The following is a 17,409-nucleotide window of genomic DNA, read 5'->3' as shown; positions in this document are numbered from 1 at the left end:
AGGCGGATGAAATGCCGCTGGGGCCGGCACTTGGCTCAAGAGAAGGTCAAGGGAGGAGTGGGGCCGGGGCTTAGCCGAAGGAGCGGTACATCCGCACGATATTGCTCACGTAGTTGCGGGTCTCGGTGATGTTGGGCACACAGTTGCAGGAGGCCACCCGGCCAGGACCGGCGTTGTAAGCGGCCAGCGCCAGTTCGGTGCGTCCAAACCGCTGGTACTGCTGGCGCAGATAGCGGGCAGTGCCCCAGAGATTTTGCTGGGCGTTGTAGGGATTGACGCCCAGGCCCTGGGCTGTAGCTGGCATCAGTTGCCCCAGGCCAATGGCACCAGCGTACGAGACGGCATTTTGACAGAAGCCCGACTCATGCCAGACCAGCGAGAACAGCAGGGCTTCAGGGACGCCTTCAGCCTGGGCGTATTGCCGCAGCCAGACCGAGTATTCCTGCGGAATCAGAATCTGCCGGCGGCCAGCGCTGTAGGTCAGTTGCCCGCGTTCATGTGGAGCGCAGGAGTTCCAGCCACGCTGCACCGGAGCCAGTTGTGCGGGTGCGGCCACGGTTTGGGCCTGCGCTGCGCCTAGTGTCACCAGCCCCGCAGCCATCAGTCGAACCATCCACTTCATGCACCCTTTATAAAGTGGGGGGTGGCACCACTCTGTCACAGGCAGAGCGGTCCCATAAAGAGGGCTTTGGGCAGACGGGAGTTACAGGCGGGGACCCCCGCCGCCCCTACAATGGCTGCCATGACTTCCACGCCACTGACCGTCCAGGTGCTGCTGTTTGCCCACCTCAGCCGCCAAGTGCCGCAGCCGGAATTCAGCGTGCAAGTGCCTGCTGGGTCTACCGTGCGTGACCTGGCCCAGCAGTTGGAGGGACGCGGTCTGGATTTGAGCGGCTGCATGGCCGCTGTGAATGAGAGCTACGCTACGCCGGACACGCCCCTCCAAGCAGGAGATGAAGTGGCCTTTTTGCCGCCGGTAGCCGGTGGATCGGGCGAGCAGGCCGGAGAGCTGACCTCCGCACAGGTGACTGCCGACCCCCTGAGTTTGCAGGCCGCCGAGCAGTTTCTGGTGCGCCCCCGTTACGGCGCACAAAGTTATTTTGTCGGGACAGTGCGCTCGCCCAACCGGGGCCAGACAGTCACGCTGATTGAATACGAAGCTTACGTCAGCATGGCTGAGCGGGTGCTTCGCGATGTGGCGGCACAGGCACGCGAACGCTTTGGCGGCGAAGACGGCGACTTGGCCGTGTATCTGGCCCACCGCACGGGCCGCCTGCATCCCGCCGAGGCCAGCATCGTGATTGGCGTGGGCAGTCCTCACCGCCGCGCTGCCCTGGAAGCCGTGGACTGGCTGATTGAGCATGTCAAGGCCGTGATTCCAGTCTGGAAACTGGAAGAGTTGGAAGATGGTCAGCGTTGGGTCGAAGGGGTCCGCCCGGCACAGACCCTCTGAGCGGAAGGCTGTCAGGGACCGTGCCGGGCGGCGAGTAGGGTAGGGTAAATCTCTATCTCTAACTGAGTGGTGGCGTGGCGGGCACCGTCTCTCCGTGCTCTCCAGTACGGGGTTCTTCGGGTAGTGGCTGGCGCGCAAAGTAGGCAGCCAGCATGGCCCCTGAGAGGTTGTGCCACACGGCGGCCACAGCAGCAGGCAGGGCGGCGAGAGGCGAGAAGTGAAGCGTAGAGAGCGAAGCGGCCAGGCCCGAGTTCTGCATGCCGACCTCAATGGCCATGGTGCGCTGCGCAGCGACACTGAGCCCCATCATCCGCCCGACCAGATAGCCCAGCAACAGGCCCAGGCCGTTGTGCAGCACCACTGCAACCAGAACCAGCAGGCCAGCAGTCGCCAGCCGCTCTGCTGAACCTGCCACGATGACCGCCACAATCAGACCGATGGTAGCCGTGGTTAGCCAGGGCAGCAGGGGCTGCACCGCCTCCATGCCCCGTGCAAAGAAGGTCCGTGTGACCACACCCAGAATGACCGGCAATAGTACGGTCTTGACGATAGACAACATCAGCGTGGCAAAGCCGACTTCGGTGGCTTCGCCCATCAGCCAGAGCGTCAGCAGAGGGGTCATGATAGGCGCAAGCAGGGTAGACGCTGTGGTCAGCGAAACCGACAGGGCCACATCACCGCGTGCCAGATAGGTCACTACGTTGGACGCGGTGCCGCCGGGAACGCAGCCCAGCAAAATAACTCCAGCCGCCAGCTCGGGCGGGAGGTTGAGGGCGCGGGCCACGGCCCAGCCGAGCAGGGGCATGATGATGTACTGCGCCGCCACTCCGCCTGCCATGACCAGGGGCCGGCGAGCGATTCGCGCAAAGTCCGGTGCCGTGAGCGTGGCTCCCATAAAGAACATGATCAGGCCCAGACCCCAGGGAATGACTGTTCCCAGCGGCTTGAATGTGTCTGATTGCAGATATCCTACCAGTCCTCCGATGATGACCAGCAGCGGAAATAAGGTGACTGCCAAGCGTTCGGCGCGGCCAGGTGCTGATAAGACTTCAGGTGCGGTCATAGATTCTCCTCCGGAAGGTGAGGTGGGTGCAGCAATAAACTGGAGGCCCGTGGACGGTGGCTTGGGGTTGAGGGTTGCCGCCATTTCGGCTAAAAATCGCAGCATTTAATGCAGAGGGCTGCCAAAAAAGTGAACTGTGGTGGTGTGCCCATTATGCAGCATTGAAGGCGTACCGGCTACGCCGCCTCCAATACTTTGGTGACGTCAAGAGAAGAGGCTGGACAGTTGACGAAAAGAGGCACATCTTGCCCGCGGTCAAAGCCAGTCAAAATGTCAGGCATGACGGAACACAGAGTGACGCAAGGGTTTTCCCCTTCATCACTCTGTGTGACCTTGCAAATCTGAGCAGCCTAGAACGGCTTTAGGGTCCTGCAAGCCAAAAAAATGCCCCCCGATTTCCCGGAGGGCCAGCAACCAATCTAGCTGCCGCTTAGTAGCGGGTGATCTTGGTAGCGGTGATGGTGTTGGTGGCGCTGTCCACTTCGCCTTCTACAGCGATTTCTTGGCCCATGCGGTCTTCACCGTAAAAGCCGTCTACGTCCCAGGCCTGCTCGCCGTCCATGTACTGGGTGGCGTCGGTCACGACGACGGTGTAGCTTTTGTCACCTTCCATCATGGTGAAGGTGCGGCCAGTGGCGTCCCAGCTCTCCACGGTGCCTTCGATGCCGTCGCCAGCAGCCATGTCAACTTCGTCAGCCACATTGGCGTTGTCGTCGTTGGCCATGGTGCCGCTGACGGTGGCGTCGCTGGCCACAGTGGTCGTGGTGTCGCTGGCCACTTCAGTGGTGGTGGTTTCACTGGCGACTTCGGTGGTGGTGTCGCTAGCCACGGTGGTCGTGGTCGAGGTAGTGGTCTTGGTGTCGGTCGGAGCGCAGGCCATCAGGGCCGTGCTGGCCATCATCATCAGAACAATCTTCTTCATGGCGCATATCTTGCTGCTTGGTTCTCTGAGCAACATGAGAAAAAATGTGGCCCGATCTCCAAGCGTAGCATGTGCGAGGGCAATTTTCAAAAAACTATTCAATCAGCAATCACTTGTGCCCAATACGGCGCAAGACGAAAGCGGCCTGGCTGACATTTTCTTGACACAACCTTCATGTTTTCGGCAAAGTGAGTTTGCCGAGTGTGGTGGGCCTTTACTGGCCCCGTCACCGGATACGTCCCCAAAATCCCTCGTAGACACTATGGGAGGTGCGTTGGAACCGGACTTGCCTGTTGTTTTGGAGCACTGTAGAGCGTCTGTAAAACGGCAAAAAGAGTGTGTTGCTGGCTGGGTTTAGGAATGGTCGTTGTTTGGCCGGATTGCTGGGGTCATGCAGCGGGTCATGGTCGCTGTAGAGACTGCTGGTACCGCTTTTGGCAGTCAAGCTCCACTCCCCCGATTTTCCGGGCATAATTGCAGGCACCAGTCTTTTTTACTTCTGCCGAGCTGACCGGTCCCCTCCGTGTCCTCAGCTCTGAAAGGAATCTGTAATGACCCAATCTTCTCCGCAGCTCACAGCTGCACCGCCCCCTCCTCAGCCGCGCCAGAGCGCCTTTAGCCGCTTACAGGAAATCGGCAAGGCCCTGATGCTTCCGGTAGCCGTTTTGCCGGCGGCGGGTATTTTGCTGGGCCTCGGCGCAGCCCTCAACGACAAATCGTATACCTGGTACGACTCTATTCCTGAATGGCTGCACTTCGTAGGCAAGCTGATGGTCGGCGCGTCCGACGTCATTTTCGGCAATCTGCCTATCATCTTTGCGATGGGTGTGGCCGTGGGCCTCAGTGGTGGCGCGGGTGTGGCCGCGCTGGCCGCACTGGTGGGCTTCTTGGTGATGAATTCCACCATGAGTGCCTGGTTGGGCCTGGGCGACGCCGAAGCGTTTGCAGCAGCCAAGGAAAACCAGCCCGGCGGATACGCCAACGTGCTGGGTATTCCCACCCTGCAAACCGGCGTGTTCGGCGGCATCATCATGGGCATTCTGGCGGCGTGGCTGTACAACCGCTACAAGGACATCCGGTTGCCGCAGTGGCTGGGCTTTTTTGCAGGTCGCCGCTTTGTGCCGATTGTGACGGCGGCCTCGGCCATCTTCCTGGGCATTGCGCTGACCTTTCTGTGGCCGCCCGTGCAGCAGGCGCTGAATGCCTTTTCCAACTTTGCTGTCAATGAGCAGCCCACGCTGGCTGCTGGCCTGTTCGGGTTCATCAACCGTTTGCTGATTCCTTTCGGGCTGCACCACATCTGGTATCAGCCGTTCTGGTTCATCGCGGGTGAGTACACCAACCCGGCCACCGGCGAGATTGTTCACGGGGACATGACGCGCTACCTGGCCGGGGACCGCTCTGCTGGCACTTTCATGACCGGCTTCTTCCCCATCATGGGCTACGCTTTGCCCGCTGCTGCGCTCGCCATCTATCAAGAAGCTCGCCCAGAGCGCAAGGCAGCCGTGGGCGGCATCATGGTTTCGGCAGCGCTGACCTCGTTCCTGACCGGGATTACCGAACCCATCGAGTTCGCATTTATGTTTGTGGCTCCGGTGCTGTATGTGTTCCACGCAGCCATGACCGGTCTGAGCTTCATGCTGATGCACATGTTCAATGTTCACGCCGGATTTACCTTCTCGGGTGGCTTTATTGATTACATGCTGCTGTGGCCCAAGAGCACCAACGCCATCTTGGTGCCGCTGTTCGGTCTGGCCTTTGCTGCCATCTATTACACCGTTTTCCGCTTCCTGATTCGCAAGATGAATCTGGCAACCCCTGGCCGCGAGGTCGAAGAGGCAGAAGCCGTGGCTGCTGGCCCCGCTGTGGTTCCGTCGGGCGAGCGCGAGGAAGCGGTAGAAATTCTGCGTGCTTTTGGCGGCCCGAACAACATTCAGAACTTGGACGCCTGCATCACCCGGCTGCGCGTGACGGTCAATGACAAATCACAGGTGAGCAAGGCCCGCTTGCAGCAGCTCGGCGCTGCCGGTGTGCTGGAAATGGGCAACTCGGTGCAGGCGGTGTATGGCACCCGCTCAGACCGCATCAAGGAAACCATGCAGCAAGTGATTGCCGAGGGCGGCTACACTGCGGCCCCAGTGGCTGCTCCCATGAGCGCCCCTGTCACGGCCACGCCTGCCGCTGTTGTCCCGCAGCCAGCTGTACCCCAACAAGCCGTATCCCAGCCTGTTGCTGCGCCTCGGCTGGTGCCTACCCAGGACCCAGTCAGCGCCTCTCTTCCTGGCCTGCCCAGCGACTGGGTGATGCCCCTGAGTGGCCGCATGGTGCCCCTGAGCGCCGTGCCTGACGAAGTGTTCAGCAGCGGCATGATGGGTCAGGGCTTTGCTATTGAGCCTGACAGCGGCGAAGTGCGGAGTCCTGTGACCGGCGAAGTGGTCACGCTGTTCCCCACCCATCACGCTATCGGCCTGCGGGCCGACAATGGCCTCGAAGTGCTGGTTCACGTGGGCGTTGATACCGTGAACTTGCAGGGCGAGGGCTTCGTGCCGCTGGTCAAGCAAGGTGACCGCGTGACGGCAGGTCAAACCCTGCTGCGCGCTGATCTGAACGCCATCCGCAGCCGTGTGCCCAGCCTGGTGACGCCGGTGCTGTTCACCAACCTGGATGACAGCCAACGCGTAGAGCTGGACGGCGAGGGACGCGTCCGCATCCACTAACCTTCTGGCTTCTCTACCTGGACCGGCTCTCCTCCCTGGGGGCCGGTTTTCGTCTGAAGGGTGGCTGAGCACTGTCAGGCCAGGTGCCTGCATGCGTTGGGCGCCCTTTCCATAGAAGGGCAGAGGCGCATTTTGCAGCTGCCGTTTCTATAGAAAGGGTATACAGGGTGTCCTAGAGCTCCTGCCAGCCCTGCGCTATGCTCGGCGCATGGAACAGAACTTTATCGTGACCGACGAGCACGGCCTGCACGCCCGCCCCGCTTCGGCAGTGGTGAAGGCGGCTACGCCCTTTGCGGCTGACCTTAAGCTGGTGGCCGGTGAAAAAGCCGTGAACCTCAAGAGCCTGATGAGTGTGCTGAGCATGGGCCTGACCAAAGGCAGTGCATTTGCCCTGCGTGCCGAAGGTGACGACGCCCAGCAGGCTCTGGACACCGTGGGGCAAGCGCTCGTGGACCAGGGCCTGGCGCAGCGTGCCTGAGCCACTTTCCAACGAGCAGGCCATTACCCGTAGCCCTGCTCAGGAGGCGACTGCGCTGGACGTGGCCCGCCGCCTGACAGGGATTGCCGCTTCTCCGGGGCTGGGGATTGGGCCAGCTTTTGTGCTGCGTCCCCCGGACCTCACTTTTGAAGCGCAGACCGCAGGCGCGGACGCTGCTGAGCAGAGCCAGCGCTTTGCAGACGCCCTGGCCAAGAGCCGCGCCGAGCTGGGTGACCTGCGTGGCCGCACCGCCCAGAAGCTGGGTGAGGAGCACGCCGAAATCTTTGACGCACACCTGCTGATGCTGGACGACCCCGAACTGCTGGAGCAGGTCGAGGCTGGTCTTCAGCAGGGGCAAAGCGCCGAAACGGCCCTGAGCCAGGTATCAGATACCTTTATCGCGGTCTTCGAGACGATGGAAGACGAATACATGCGCGAGCGGGCCGCTGACCTGCGCGATGTACGCAACCGCGTTCTGGCGCACCTACTAGGGCGTCCGCTGACTTCGCTGGGCGACTTGCGGGAGCCAGCGGTGCTGGTGGCGCATGACCTAACGCCGAGCGACACGGCGGCTCTGGACCGCAGTCTGGTGCGCGGGATTGTCACGGCAGTAGGCGGGCGCACCAGCCACTCGGCCATCATGGCGCGGGGGCTGGGACTCCCGGCGGTGGTGGGTGCCGGCGAAGCGGCGCTCACGCTGGCCAGTGGCACTCCCCTCATCGTGGACGGTGAACTGGGCCGCGTGCTGGTGGAGCCCGGTGAAAGTGCCCTGGCCGAAGCCCAGACCCGCGCCCAGGTGTACGCCGAGCGCCGCGAACGACTGCTGGCGCTGGTGGGCACTGAGGGCCGCACCCGCGATGGTGAGCGCATCGAGCTGGCCGCCAACATCGGCAGTCCCGGCGACCTCCCCATTGCCCTGGAGTACGGCGCGGAAGGTGTGGGCCTGTACCGCACGGAATTTCTGTACATGGCCCAGGACCGTCTGCCCACCGAGGAAGAGCAGTTCGCGGCCTACCGGCAGGTGCTGGAGGGGATGGCTGGCAAGCCGGTGATTATCCGCACGCTGGATATCGGCGGGGACAAGGCCGCGCCCTATCTGAACCTACCGGAAGAGGAAAACCCCTTCATGGGCTTCCGGGCCATTCGGCTGTGTCTGGCGCGGCCAGATATTTTCCGGGTGCAGCTGCGGGCACTGCTGCGGGCCAGCGTGTATGGCAACCTCAAGATTATGTTTCCGATGGTGGCGACCATGGAAGAATTCCGTGAGGCCCGCAGCCTGCTGGAAGAGGAGCGCGCCCGCTTGCAGACCGAAGGCGTGGCGGTGGCCGAGCACATCCCGCTGGGCATGATGATTGAAGTGCCCGCCGCCGCTGTGCTGGCCGAAACATTTGCCCAGGAAGCTGAATTCTTCTCGGTGGGCAGCAACGACCTGATCGGCTATGCGATGGCTGCTGACCGCATGAATGAGCAGGTGTCGGGTCTGTATCAGCCGCTGAACCCCAGCGTTCTGAAAATGATTGCGCTGACCTGTGAGGGCGCCCGCAAGCATGGCCGCTGGGTCGGCGTCTGTGGTGAGATGGCCGGTGACCGCCTGGCGATGCCGCTGCTGGTGGGTATGGGCGTGACCGAGCTGAGCATGAGCGCCCCCGCCCTGCTGTCCCGCCGTGAGCAGCTGCTGAATCTGGACCTGGGCCAGGCCCGTGAGGTGGCGGCTCAGGCACTGACGCTGGGCACCGCCGCCGAGGTGGAAGCGCTGGTTCATCAGGCTTACGGTGAGGCGGTGGCTGCCCCCGCGACGGCCCGCGAGTGAGCGAGCCTCTGCCCGCTGCCCGGTCTGTTCCCCCCCTGGGACTGGCTGGGTGGCTGGTCTTGCCACAGGGGGTGCGGTACGGTCGGCTGAGCTTCCGGGACACCCTCGAAACGGTGGAACTGCTGCCAGAACCACCGGCAGCTGAGGCCCGGCGGTATATCCTGCCGGGCTTTGTTGATACCCATGTGCATGGCGGTGGCGGCGGCGATACGATGGACGGGGTGGCCGGGGTACAGACGCTGGCCCGGCTGCATGCTCGCTGCGGTACCACGTCGCTGCTGCCGACCACCATGACCAATCCTTGGGACCGGGTGCTGGCCGCTCTGCGTGCTGTCCGCGCCGTGATGGACCTGCAAGAGCAGCAGCGGGCGCAGGGTTTGGCCCCCTCTGGTGCGCAGGTGCTGGGCGCTCACTTGGAAGGCCCCTTTATCAGTCCGGGCCGCTTGGGAGCGCAGCCGCCCCACACGCTGGAGCCGACACCTGAACTGATACAGGAGGTGTTGGCGCTGGGTTGTGTGCGTGCCGTAACACTGGCTCCGGAGGTGCCGGGTGCGGCCAGTGCAGCCCGGCAGCTGGCTGGGAGTGGGGTCCGTATCGGGATAGGACACACCCGTGCGGACGGCGACACAGTCACCGCTTTTCTGGAAGAGCTGGCTCCACTGGGCCGTCTGGCGGCGACACACCTGTTTAATGCGATGGGTGGTATCGAGGGCCGGCAGCCGGGGCCAGCGGGGGCCTTGCTGGCCCATCCACACGTCTTCCCGGAAGTCATTTTTGACCTGCAGCATGTGCATCCGCTCAGTTTGCACCTCGCCCGCGCCGCTTGCCCGGACCGCGTCCTGCTGATTACTGACGCTATGCGGGCCGCTGGTCTGGGCGACGGCGAAAGCGAGCTGGGGGGGCAGGCCGTGACCGTGCATGAGGGCCGGGCCACCTTGGCAGACGGCACCCTGGCTGGCAGTGTCCTCACGATGGATCAGGCCCTTAGAAATACTGTGGCGTCCGGCATTTCGCTTTCCGAAGCCAGCCGAATGGCCTCGGCCCACCCTGCCCGGTCATTGGGCCTGACGGACCGGGGCGAGCTGAAGGTAGGACTGCGGGCTGACCTGGCTGTGTTGGACGAAGAATTGCGCGTGCTGGACGTGTATATCGGCGGCCAGTGTCCTGCGCCTATTTCCCTAGATATCCCCCTGCAAGGAGAGTAATGACTATGCCTCCCGAACCTCTAATGCTGCAAGAAACCCGCGAAATCCCTGCTGTGCTGCGCCGGCAGCGTGAGCAGAATGCGGCTGTGACGCGTGCCCTGGCGGCCCGGCTGCGTGAGCGGATGCCTACCTACGCGGTCACTGTGGCCCGTGGCAGCAGTGACCACGCGGGCCGGGTTATCAAGTACGCGCTGGAAATCGCCCTGGGTCTGCCCGTGGGCAGTGTGGGCCCCAGCGTGCAGACGGTGTATGGCCGTGAGCTCCATCTCGACGGCGCGTTGGTCATCGCTATTTCGCAGTCGGGGGCCAGCCCCGATGTGGTCGAAACAGTGCAGGCTGCCCGCCGCAACGGCGCAGTGACCGTGGCGCTGGTCAATGTTGAAGACAGCGACCTGGCCCACGCCGCTGAGTGGGTGCTGCCGCTGCACTGCGGCCCCGAGAAGGCGGTGGCGGCCACCAAGAGCTATCTGGCCAGTCTGCATGCCCTGCTGCCCCTGCTGGCCGAATTGACCGATGACACTGAGCTGCGGGCCAGTCTGGACCGATTGCCCGGAGTCTGTGAGCAGGCGCTGGGCCTAGAAGGGCAGGCCCGCGAACTGGCGGAGCGCTACCGCTTTGCCGAGAACCTGATCGTGCTGTCACGGGGGCTGCATTTCGGCGTGGGGCTGGAAGCGGCGCTCAAGCTCAAGGAGACGAGCGGTGTACACGCCGAAGCCTATTCGGCAGCCGAATTCAGCCACGGCCCCAAGCGCCTGGTAGCGGAAGGGGTGCCACTGCTGGGCCTGACCTCACAGGACGCCGCTGCCGAGGCCACCGCCGAGGCATACCGCGCCCTGCAAGCCGACGGCGCTGACCTGCGGACCCTGGGGCCAGCAGCGGGCAGTGACCTGACGGTGCCGGCCAGTGGACACCCGTTCACCGACCCCATTCCAACGGCGCTGGCGTGCTATCTGTTTGCTGCCCATCTGTCGCTGGAGCGCGGGAACGACCCGGACCGGCCCCCATTGCTGAATAAGGTGACGCGCACCCGCTGAAGTGGCCCAGCTGGGGTCAAGTTGGCCTCGGTGGGCCCCCGCCCTATACATGCTGCGCGGCATAAGGAAACAGGGAACGCGTTGTGCAGAACGTTTCGGAATTGACCGCTGTCCATAATGATTGTCCCTTCCGTTGGTCGGCTTGCGTCACGCAAATCCTGGCGCTTCAACCGTAACCTGTGGGAGACTCTGCCACCTGCTCTCTGCCTCACTTCAGAGACTGGCGGTCAGCAGGGGCGTCTTTCGCCTGTAGGCGCTGCACCAGGGCGTCCCGTTCGTTGGGGGTGGTCCCAGCCAGCACCTGCTCGGTCAGCCAGCGCTTGACGGCACCGATTTCGCCTTGCTTCAGCCCCAATGCCAGCAGGTCGTGGCCGCTCAGGGCCAAGCTGTGCTCTGAAAAAGCGCGGGGAAGATCAGCGGCGGCGGCCCGGATAAAGGTTTGGCGGGCGGCAATCTGCGCGGGGTCTTCGCCCACATGGGCCAGCCGGTCAGCGGCGTACAGGTCCAGCAACGGCTCCAGCAGTTCTCCGGCGGCGGCGACCAGGCGGCGGGCGGCGGCCCGGGTGCCCGCCTGGCCGGGGCGCATGTGCAGCTCCACCAAGCGGCTCAGGTCGCGGATATCTTGGCCACTGGCCCGCAGTTGGCGCAGGCTCTGGCGGGTGAGCTCCGCGCCCACCTTCTCGTGGCCGTAAAAGTGCCCACAGAGGCCCTGCGGCCCTGGCTCCAGCGTGCGGGTCCGTCCTTTGCCGATGTCATGAAAAAATCCGGCCTGCCGGGTCAGCGGCGCGGCCCCCATCCGGTCCAGTTCTGCGACCACACTCAGCAGATGGTCCGAGACCGTTTCGCGGTGGTGCGGATTGTGCTGCTCCAGGCCCTCCACCTCAGCCCAGGCGGGGACAATCACCGCCAGCGCTCCGACCCTGGCCAGCCAGCGCAGGCCAGCACTGCTGCGCGGCGCGGCAAACAACCGCTGCCACTCATGCCACAGCCGCTCAGGGGCGACCTGGGCCAGCCGGGGTGCGGCGGCCTGCGCCGCAGCGGTCAGCTCTGCGTCCGGGGCCAGGCCCTGCGCCGCAAAACGGGCTGCCCGCAGCAGCCGGAGCGGGTCTTCGTGCAGGCGCTCTGCTGCCGAGCCGGTGGCCCGCAGCTGGCCTGCCGCCAGGTCAGCCCTGCCGCCGAAAGGATCAGACAGTTCGGGTTCTTCGTGGCCTGGGCACAGCCGCAGCGCGAGAGCATTGACTGTAAAGTCCCGCCGTCCCAGATCTGCGGCCAGCGAGAGGCGCGGATCGCTGCGCCAGCCCTGGGCTGTGCCGGGGGCGGGCTGACTGGGCAGGGCCAGGTCCAGCCACTCGCCCGCCCACTTGACCTTCAGGACCCGGAACGATTCTCCGACCCCCAGGACCGGGGCCGGGGCCAGTTGGCGGCGCAAAAGGTCTTCCAGGGCGTCGCTATTCAGGTCTGGGTGCCGCACCAATAGGTCCAAATCCGTGTTGGGGACGCCGCGCAGCCAGTCCCGCACCGCACCGCCGACCAGATACAGTTCGCAGCCGGAGCCATCCAGCGCCTGACAGAGTCCGTCCAGCGCTGCCAAATCAGGCCAGAGAGGTCCCGAAAAAGAACGTGTGGGAAGGTCGAAAGGCACGCCTCAGTCTAAGGGCGTACTGGCCGTGAACATGGCCGCTGCTGCTCTGCCAGGGCCTGAAGACCCCCGGGCACGCTTGCAACAGTCTGAAGGGGCCTGTATAAATAGCCAAGGCCTTTGCAAAACGGTTATACAAATGTACACAAACTGCCCCAGTCAGGGCAGCATTTGTTTACGTCATTGCCGGGCTCTATCAAACAGGAGATTCCCCCATGAACAAGAACCTGACCCTGCTGCTGACCGGCACTTTGCTGCTGGCTGCCTGTGACAGCAAGACCGAAACCACCACGACCACCACGGCTTCAGGAACCACCACTTCGGCAGCTACGACGGCATCAACCGCTGCGGCGTCGGGAACGGACGCTTCTGGCGCGACCTCGGCCCCTGCCATCACTCCAGTCGCCAATGCAGCCGACACCCTGATTATTCAGCAGTCGGCGGATATTCCGACCCTGGACCCCGGCACCACCTATGACACCAGCTCGGGGCAGGTCGTGGAGAACATGTATGAAACCCTGGTGGACTACGACGGGGCCAGCCTGAACAAGATGGCGCCCGGCCTGGCCACCGAGTGGGAAGAACTTGATGGCGGCAAGCAGTACCGCTTCACCCTGCGCGAAGGCGTGAAGTTCCACACGGGCAACCCTATGACCTGCGCCGACGCCGAGTACTCCTTCCAGCGCAACCTGGTGACCAATACCAGCTCCAGCGGCAACTGGTTCCTGAGCGAGTCGCTCCTGGGCACCCCTGCCAACGCCAACGACGACGAAGATGGTCTGGTCACCTGGGAAGCCATTGACAAGGCCGTGCAGTGCGACGGCAACGTGCTGGTGTTCAACCTGCCCAAGGTGGACCCGGCCTTTGTGTCCAAGCTGTCGTTCCAGGGCCAGTCCATCGTGGACTCCAAGCACGCCAAGGAAATCGGCGAGTGGGACGGCACCGAAGCCACCTGGAAGGACGCCGTGGGCAAGGAGCTCGAAGGCAGCCCCCTGTCGCAAAAGCCCAGTGGTACGGGGGCCTTCAAGCTGCAGAGCCGCGACGCGGGCAACATTGTGGTGGAGCGATTTGACGGCTACTGGGGCGAGAAGCCAGCGCTGAAGACCGTGGTGCTGCAAGTGGTGCCCGAAGAAGCTTCGCGCAACCAGGCGTTCCTCAACGGTGACGCCGATGTGGTCGAAGTGGCCGGTGGCCGTCCCTTTATCGAGCAGCAGCTGGCAGGTAAGCCGGGCGTGAAGGTGATTGACAATCTGCCCGACACCTATGTGTTCGGCATTTCCATGAACCAGAGCGTAGATGACCCGGTCAACCTGGGCAGCGGCAAGCTGGACGGCCAGGGCATCCCCGCCGACTTCTTCAGCGATATCAATGTGCGTAAGGGCTTTATTGCTGCGTTCGACCCACAGGCCTTTATTGATCAAGTGCAAAGTGGCAAGGGCACGCCGCGCAACTTTATGCTCCCTGACACCTTCTTGGGCTATGACCCCAGCCTGCCCGCCGCGCAGTTCGACATGAAGGCCGCCGAGGAGTACTTCAAGCAGGCCTGGGGCGGACAGGTGTGGGAGAACGGCTTTACCATCAATGCGTCCTCGCGTCAGGGCAACCTGGCCCACCAGACCATGATGGAAATGCTCAAGCAAAACATTGAATCACTGAACCCCAAGTTCAAGATCAACCTGACCCAGAAGCAGTGGAGCGACATCCTGGCCGATGCCCGCGCCGGCAAAGAAGCCGTGACGGTGGCCACCTGGGCCCCGGACTACGCCGACCCGGACAACTTCGTGCACACCTTCTACCACACCGACGGGTACTACAACATCCGCACCGGCATCAGCGATCCTGAAATAGACCGCATGATCGAAGAAGCCCGCTCCGTCACCGACGAAGCCAAGCGCAAGGACCTGTACCGCCAGATTGCCGTGCGGGCCATGGACCAGGGGTACTTCATCATGATGCCCACCAACCCGCAGATTCGCGCCGTGCGTGACAACGTGCAGGGCGTCGGCGAAAGCAACTACAACCCCATGCGCTCGTTCAACTTGGGCGTGCTGTGGAAGAACATCAGCAAGAGCTGACCTGACGCAGGGCAGGCGGCGGTGGGGCAACCTGCCGCCGCTTGTGGTGGTGGCCTGGGTGTGCTGCGGGGTGCTTTTCTCCGCAGCACACCCCTTTTTTATTGGACCTGCACAGCTGCGCTGCAAAGAGTGAGGTGCTCTGAAGGCTTGCAGCTGCGAGGTGGCCTGCAGGGAGGCTCAAGATGAAGCGACGCCCTCAAGCGAAATCTGTGTCAGGGACCTGGAGCTGGTGCCGGGGGGAGAGCCGGTGAAAGGCTTTCGGTGGGTGCAGGGTTAACAGGGGGAGGGTCAACAGGCGCAGGGTCAGCTGGAGCTTGATCTGCGCTGGTTGAAGTCTCACTTGCTGCCGGCGCCGGCGTCTCTGCATCGCTGGGACCCTTGGCTGGTGCCTGGGGCTCAGTGGGAGCAGGCCAGGTGACGCCGTCCATACAGCCATCTCGCCCAAACAGTGGCCCAAAGACCGACGGGTGCAGCTGCACACTTGCTGGGCCAGCGCGGTTGTTGCGGCAAAGGTTGCGCTCACCGCTGCCGCCCGCCGCTTCCTTGAAGACCAGACCGTAGCCGCCATTGTCCAGCAGGGCATTTTGCTCAAGGACTGGGGCAGCTTCACCCTTGACCACCACACCGTGCTGCGCCTGGCCCTGCACGGTGTTACGCCGCAGCTGCGCCTGACTCTGGCCCTCCACCACGATGCCGCTCTGAGCACCGCCCTGGATGCGGTTGCCTTCCAGCACCGGCGAAGCCTGCCCAGACAGTGTGATGCCGCCATCACCCGCGCCCTCAATGACGTTTTCGGTGGCCTGTCCTCCCGCAGAACTGCTGTAGCTGATTCCCGTAGAGCGCATCTGCAACAGCTGATTGCCGCGCAGGGTGGGTGCCGCCGTTTCATCCACTCGGATGCCGGTTTGGACGGCGCTGACCGCATTGTTCTCGGCGGTGCCTGCAGCCTGGGCGCGGTAGAACAGCCCGCCTTCAGTGGCACCGCTTAGCGTATTGCCGCTCAGCAGCGGCGTCGCCTGTCCACTGATGCTGACGCTGTATTCTCCGCCTTCGATGCGGTTGTTCTGCACGGTGGGGGACGCTGCGCCGCCGATGTCCAGGCCACGCTGCCCACTGCCCTTGATGTGGTTTTCGGTCAGGGTAGGCGAGGCACCACCACTGATGATGACGCCGTGTTCGCCGTTGCTGTCCAGCAGGTTGCCTTGCATCTCGCCGCCCGCTTCAGCGCTGAAGACTGCCCCAGCAAAGCGGTTGTTGCCCAGCTGCGAGTCCGTGAGGTTCAGCCGACTGCCTTCCACGCTGATGCCGATGGCATTGAGTGAAAAGAGGCTGGCGGTAATCTGCGCCTGAGCGCCGGACCGCAGCCATAGGCCACTGCCACGCGCCCGCTGCGCGCTGTCCGGCACGCCGCCAGTCAGCCAGACGCCCTGCGCGGTGAAGGTGCCGCGCTCGACCAGTACAGCGTGGCCCGGCGTCCGGCCAGTCCAGGCCACGGTCAGGTTCTCCAGGGTCAGGCGCACGTCGCGCGAGCTCAGCACGTACTCGCCCTGGCGGCCCAGCAGATAGGTCTGTTCGCGGCCCTGTCCCATCAGTTCGGTGTCCCAGCGCAGTTCTAGCGGGCTTTCCAGCAGATAGACACCGCGCGTCAGAGTGACTCGGCCCCCTTTGGCCGCAGCCTGGGTAAGTGCTGTGACCTCGGCCTGGTTCAGCACCGGCAGCACGTGTTGCCCGCTGACCCAGCCGGTCAGTTCGCCGTAGCGGACCTTGGACCATTCTCCTTTTTGCGACAGGACCGGCAGCAGGGTGCGGCTGGGAATGGCGGCCAGCGGCGTGCCGGAGGCGTCCGCGCCTGGACGCAGGTTGAGTGTGGCCGGTACGGTCATCACTTGGGCGGCGTCGCCTGGCTGCGGCGCAGCCGCGTTGGTGCGCACGCTCTGCTCTGTGGTGGAGGCCGAGGCCATAGATGGAGGTGACGGGGCCGTCTTCTCGCGCAGCGCCTCGCTCAGCTGCGGCCAGCCCAGATAAATAATGCCGCCCAGCAGCAGCCCTGCGACGGGCAGCAGCCAGGGCCAGAGCGGACGTGGCGCCTTCTGCTCGGTTGTGGTGGTCAGGTCGTGGGTGTGGTCTGTAGTCTGCGGCGTGAGTGGTTGCGTTGCCGCAGAAACAAGGGGAGAGGGCGGGGCCGCGTCTGCTGTGGTGGCGGGTACAGCGCTGAGCGGTGCAGGCCGGTCCAGCAGCCGCAAGGCCGCGTGTGCGGAGATGGGCAGGCCACTACTGGCGGGAGCACCCAGCGCGTCGAGCAGCCGGGCCAGTGGGGTGTTTGGCGCAGGAACTTGAACCGCGCCGCGTAGCAGCTCGCCCGTGCGCCGCAGGTCGCCGCCCACCGAGCCGTGGCCCAGGGCCGCCCACAGGTCGTGCAGGCCCACGCTGCCGTCGCGGCCCAGCCAGACCTGTGCGGGCGTCAGCTCCGGCAGGTGCAGCCCCGCGCTGTGCAGCCCTGCCAGGACGCCCAGCAGCCCACGCGCCAGCAGTTCGCCGTCCTGTGCCGTCAGGGAAGGGTGCGCGGCCAGATACTGCTGCAAACTCTGCCCTTCCCGTGGGCGGCTCACCAGGTAGCTGGCCTGGGCATCGCTCCAGGCGGCCAGGGCGTCCGCAAAGGCCTGGCGCTCACCGGCGTCTGCACGTGCCTGCACGGCGGCCAGCCACTCGGCTTCGGTGAGGGCTGTGGGCGGCGGGGGCAGAATGCGCCGCAGTTCCAGCGGTTCCTGCGCGGCATCCTGAGGCAGCCGGGCGTCCTCTACCCGGTAGTGCTGCACGGTAGCGCCGCGAATTCCCTCCTGCCCCAGCATGGACAGGATGCGGTAGTCACCGGCCCGTGTTCCAGGGGACAGGGGAGTCAGGTCCGGCTCCTGGCTCCCAGCGGCGGCAGAGGAGTTGGAAAAGGGGGGCTGCGTCATTGGTTGCCCTGCATGATAGCGGACCTAGCGGGGCTGGACGCTGCATTTGTCGCCGC

Annotated in this window: 12 protein-coding genes; 7 read left to right on the top strand and 5 right to left on the bottom strand. The window is 64.1% G+C overall.

The features are described from left to right. Nucleotides 1-70 precede the first annotated feature (70 nt). The gene (locus IE158_RS01690; protein ID WP_189641932.1) at nt 71-622 is read right to left on the bottom strand and encodes a lytic transglycosylase domain-containing protein; all 552 of its coding nucleotides are present in this window, start codon (nt 620-622) and stop codon (nt 71-73) included. A gap of 120 nt (nt 623-742) precedes the next feature. On the opposite strand from IE158_RS01690, the gene moaD reads away from it, so the two are divergent. Further along, nucleotides 743-1,453 (top strand): molybdopterin converting factor subunit 1, encoded by a 711-nt coding sequence (gene moaD, locus IE158_RS01685; RefSeq protein ID WP_229838833.1) that lies wholly within the window; start codon nt 743-745, stop codon nt 1,451-1,453. Nucleotides 1,454-1,511: 58 nt separating this feature from the next. On the opposite strand, the gene IE158_RS01680 is transcribed toward moaD, so the two are convergent. Together IE158_RS01680 and IE158_RS01675 are read right to left on the bottom strand one after the other, a co-directional pair. Then, a complete protein-coding gene (locus IE158_RS01680; protein ID WP_229838832.1) occupies nt 1,512-2,516 on the bottom strand; it encodes a bile acid:sodium symporter family protein in 1,005 nt (334 codons plus the stop codon). A 430-nt stretch (nt 2,517-2,946) separates the two neighbouring features. Beyond that, nucleotides 2,947-3,438 (bottom strand): hypothetical protein, encoded by a 492-nt coding sequence (locus IE158_RS01675; protein ID WP_189641931.1) that lies wholly within the window; start codon nt 3,436-3,438, stop codon nt 2,947-2,949. Between the two features lie 551 nt (nt 3,439-3,989). Here IE158_RS01675 and ptsG point away from each other — a divergent pair. From ptsG to IE158_RS01650, 5 genes are all read left to right on the top strand, one after another. Further along, the gene (gene ptsG, locus IE158_RS01670) at nt 3,990-6,155 is read left to right on the top strand and encodes a glucose-specific PTS transporter subunit IIBC (protein ID WP_189641930.1); all 2,166 of its coding nucleotides are present in this window, start codon (nt 3,990-3,992) and stop codon (nt 6,153-6,155) included. A gap of 208 nt (nt 6,156-6,363) precedes the next feature. Continuing rightward, complete coding sequence (locus tag IE158_RS01665) at nt 6,364-6,633, top strand: HPr family phosphocarrier protein (RefSeq protein ID WP_189641929.1); 270 nt, start codon at nt 6,364-6,366, stop codon at nt 6,631-6,633. Continuing rightward, a complete protein-coding gene (ptsP, locus tag IE158_RS01660; RefSeq protein WP_229838831.1) occupies nt 6,626-8,443 on the top strand; it encodes a phosphoenolpyruvate--protein phosphotransferase in 1,818 nt (605 codons plus the stop codon). The genes IE158_RS01665 and ptsP overlap by 8 nt, the downstream gene beginning before the upstream one ends. Next, entirely contained in the window at nt 8,440-9,648 is a 1,209-nt protein-coding gene (gene nagA, locus IE158_RS01655; RefSeq protein WP_229838830.1) for an N-acetylglucosamine-6-phosphate deacetylase, read from the top strand. Before ptsP ends, nagA begins: the two co-directional genes overlap by 4 nt. Beyond that, nucleotides 9,648-10,682: an SIS domain-containing protein gene (locus tag IE158_RS01650; protein ID WP_189641928.1), complete on the top strand. Its 1,035-nt coding sequence runs from the start codon at nt 9,648-9,650 to the stop codon at nt 10,680-10,682. Before nagA ends, IE158_RS01650 begins: the two co-directional genes overlap by 1 nt. Nucleotides 10,683-10,890: 208 nt before the next feature. Here the strand turns inward: IE158_RS01650 and IE158_RS01645 are convergent, their stop codons facing one another. Further along, the gene (locus IE158_RS01645) at nt 10,891-12,324 is read right to left on the bottom strand and encodes a CCA tRNA nucleotidyltransferase (protein WP_189641927.1); all 1,434 of its coding nucleotides are present in this window, start codon (nt 12,322-12,324) and stop codon (nt 10,891-10,893) included. Between the two features lie 212 nt (nt 12,325-12,536). On the opposite strand from IE158_RS01645, the gene IE158_RS01640 reads away from it, so the two are divergent. After that, nucleotides 12,537-14,396 carry an ABC transporter substrate-binding protein gene (locus IE158_RS01640; RefSeq protein WP_189641926.1) on the top strand — a complete coding sequence of 620 codons (1,860 nt, stop codon included), beginning with the start codon at nt 12,537-12,539 and terminating at the stop codon, nt 14,394-14,396. 212 nt (nt 14,397-14,608) lie between these two features. Here IE158_RS01640 and IE158_RS01635 read toward each other — a convergent pair whose 3' ends face one another. Continuing rightward, the gene (locus tag IE158_RS01635) at nt 14,609-17,353 is read right to left on the bottom strand and encodes a right-handed parallel beta-helix repeat-containing protein (protein WP_189641925.1); all 2,745 of its coding nucleotides are present in this window, start codon (nt 17,351-17,353) and stop codon (nt 14,609-14,611) included. Nucleotides 17,354-17,409: the final 56 nt, after the last annotated feature.

Source organism: Deinococcus piscis (genome assembly GCF_014653275.1).
Lineage (GTDB): Bacteria > Deinococcota > Deinococci > Deinococcales > Deinococcaceae > Deinococcus > Deinococcus piscis.
This window is presented reverse-complemented; position numbering and strand designations above follow the sequence as displayed.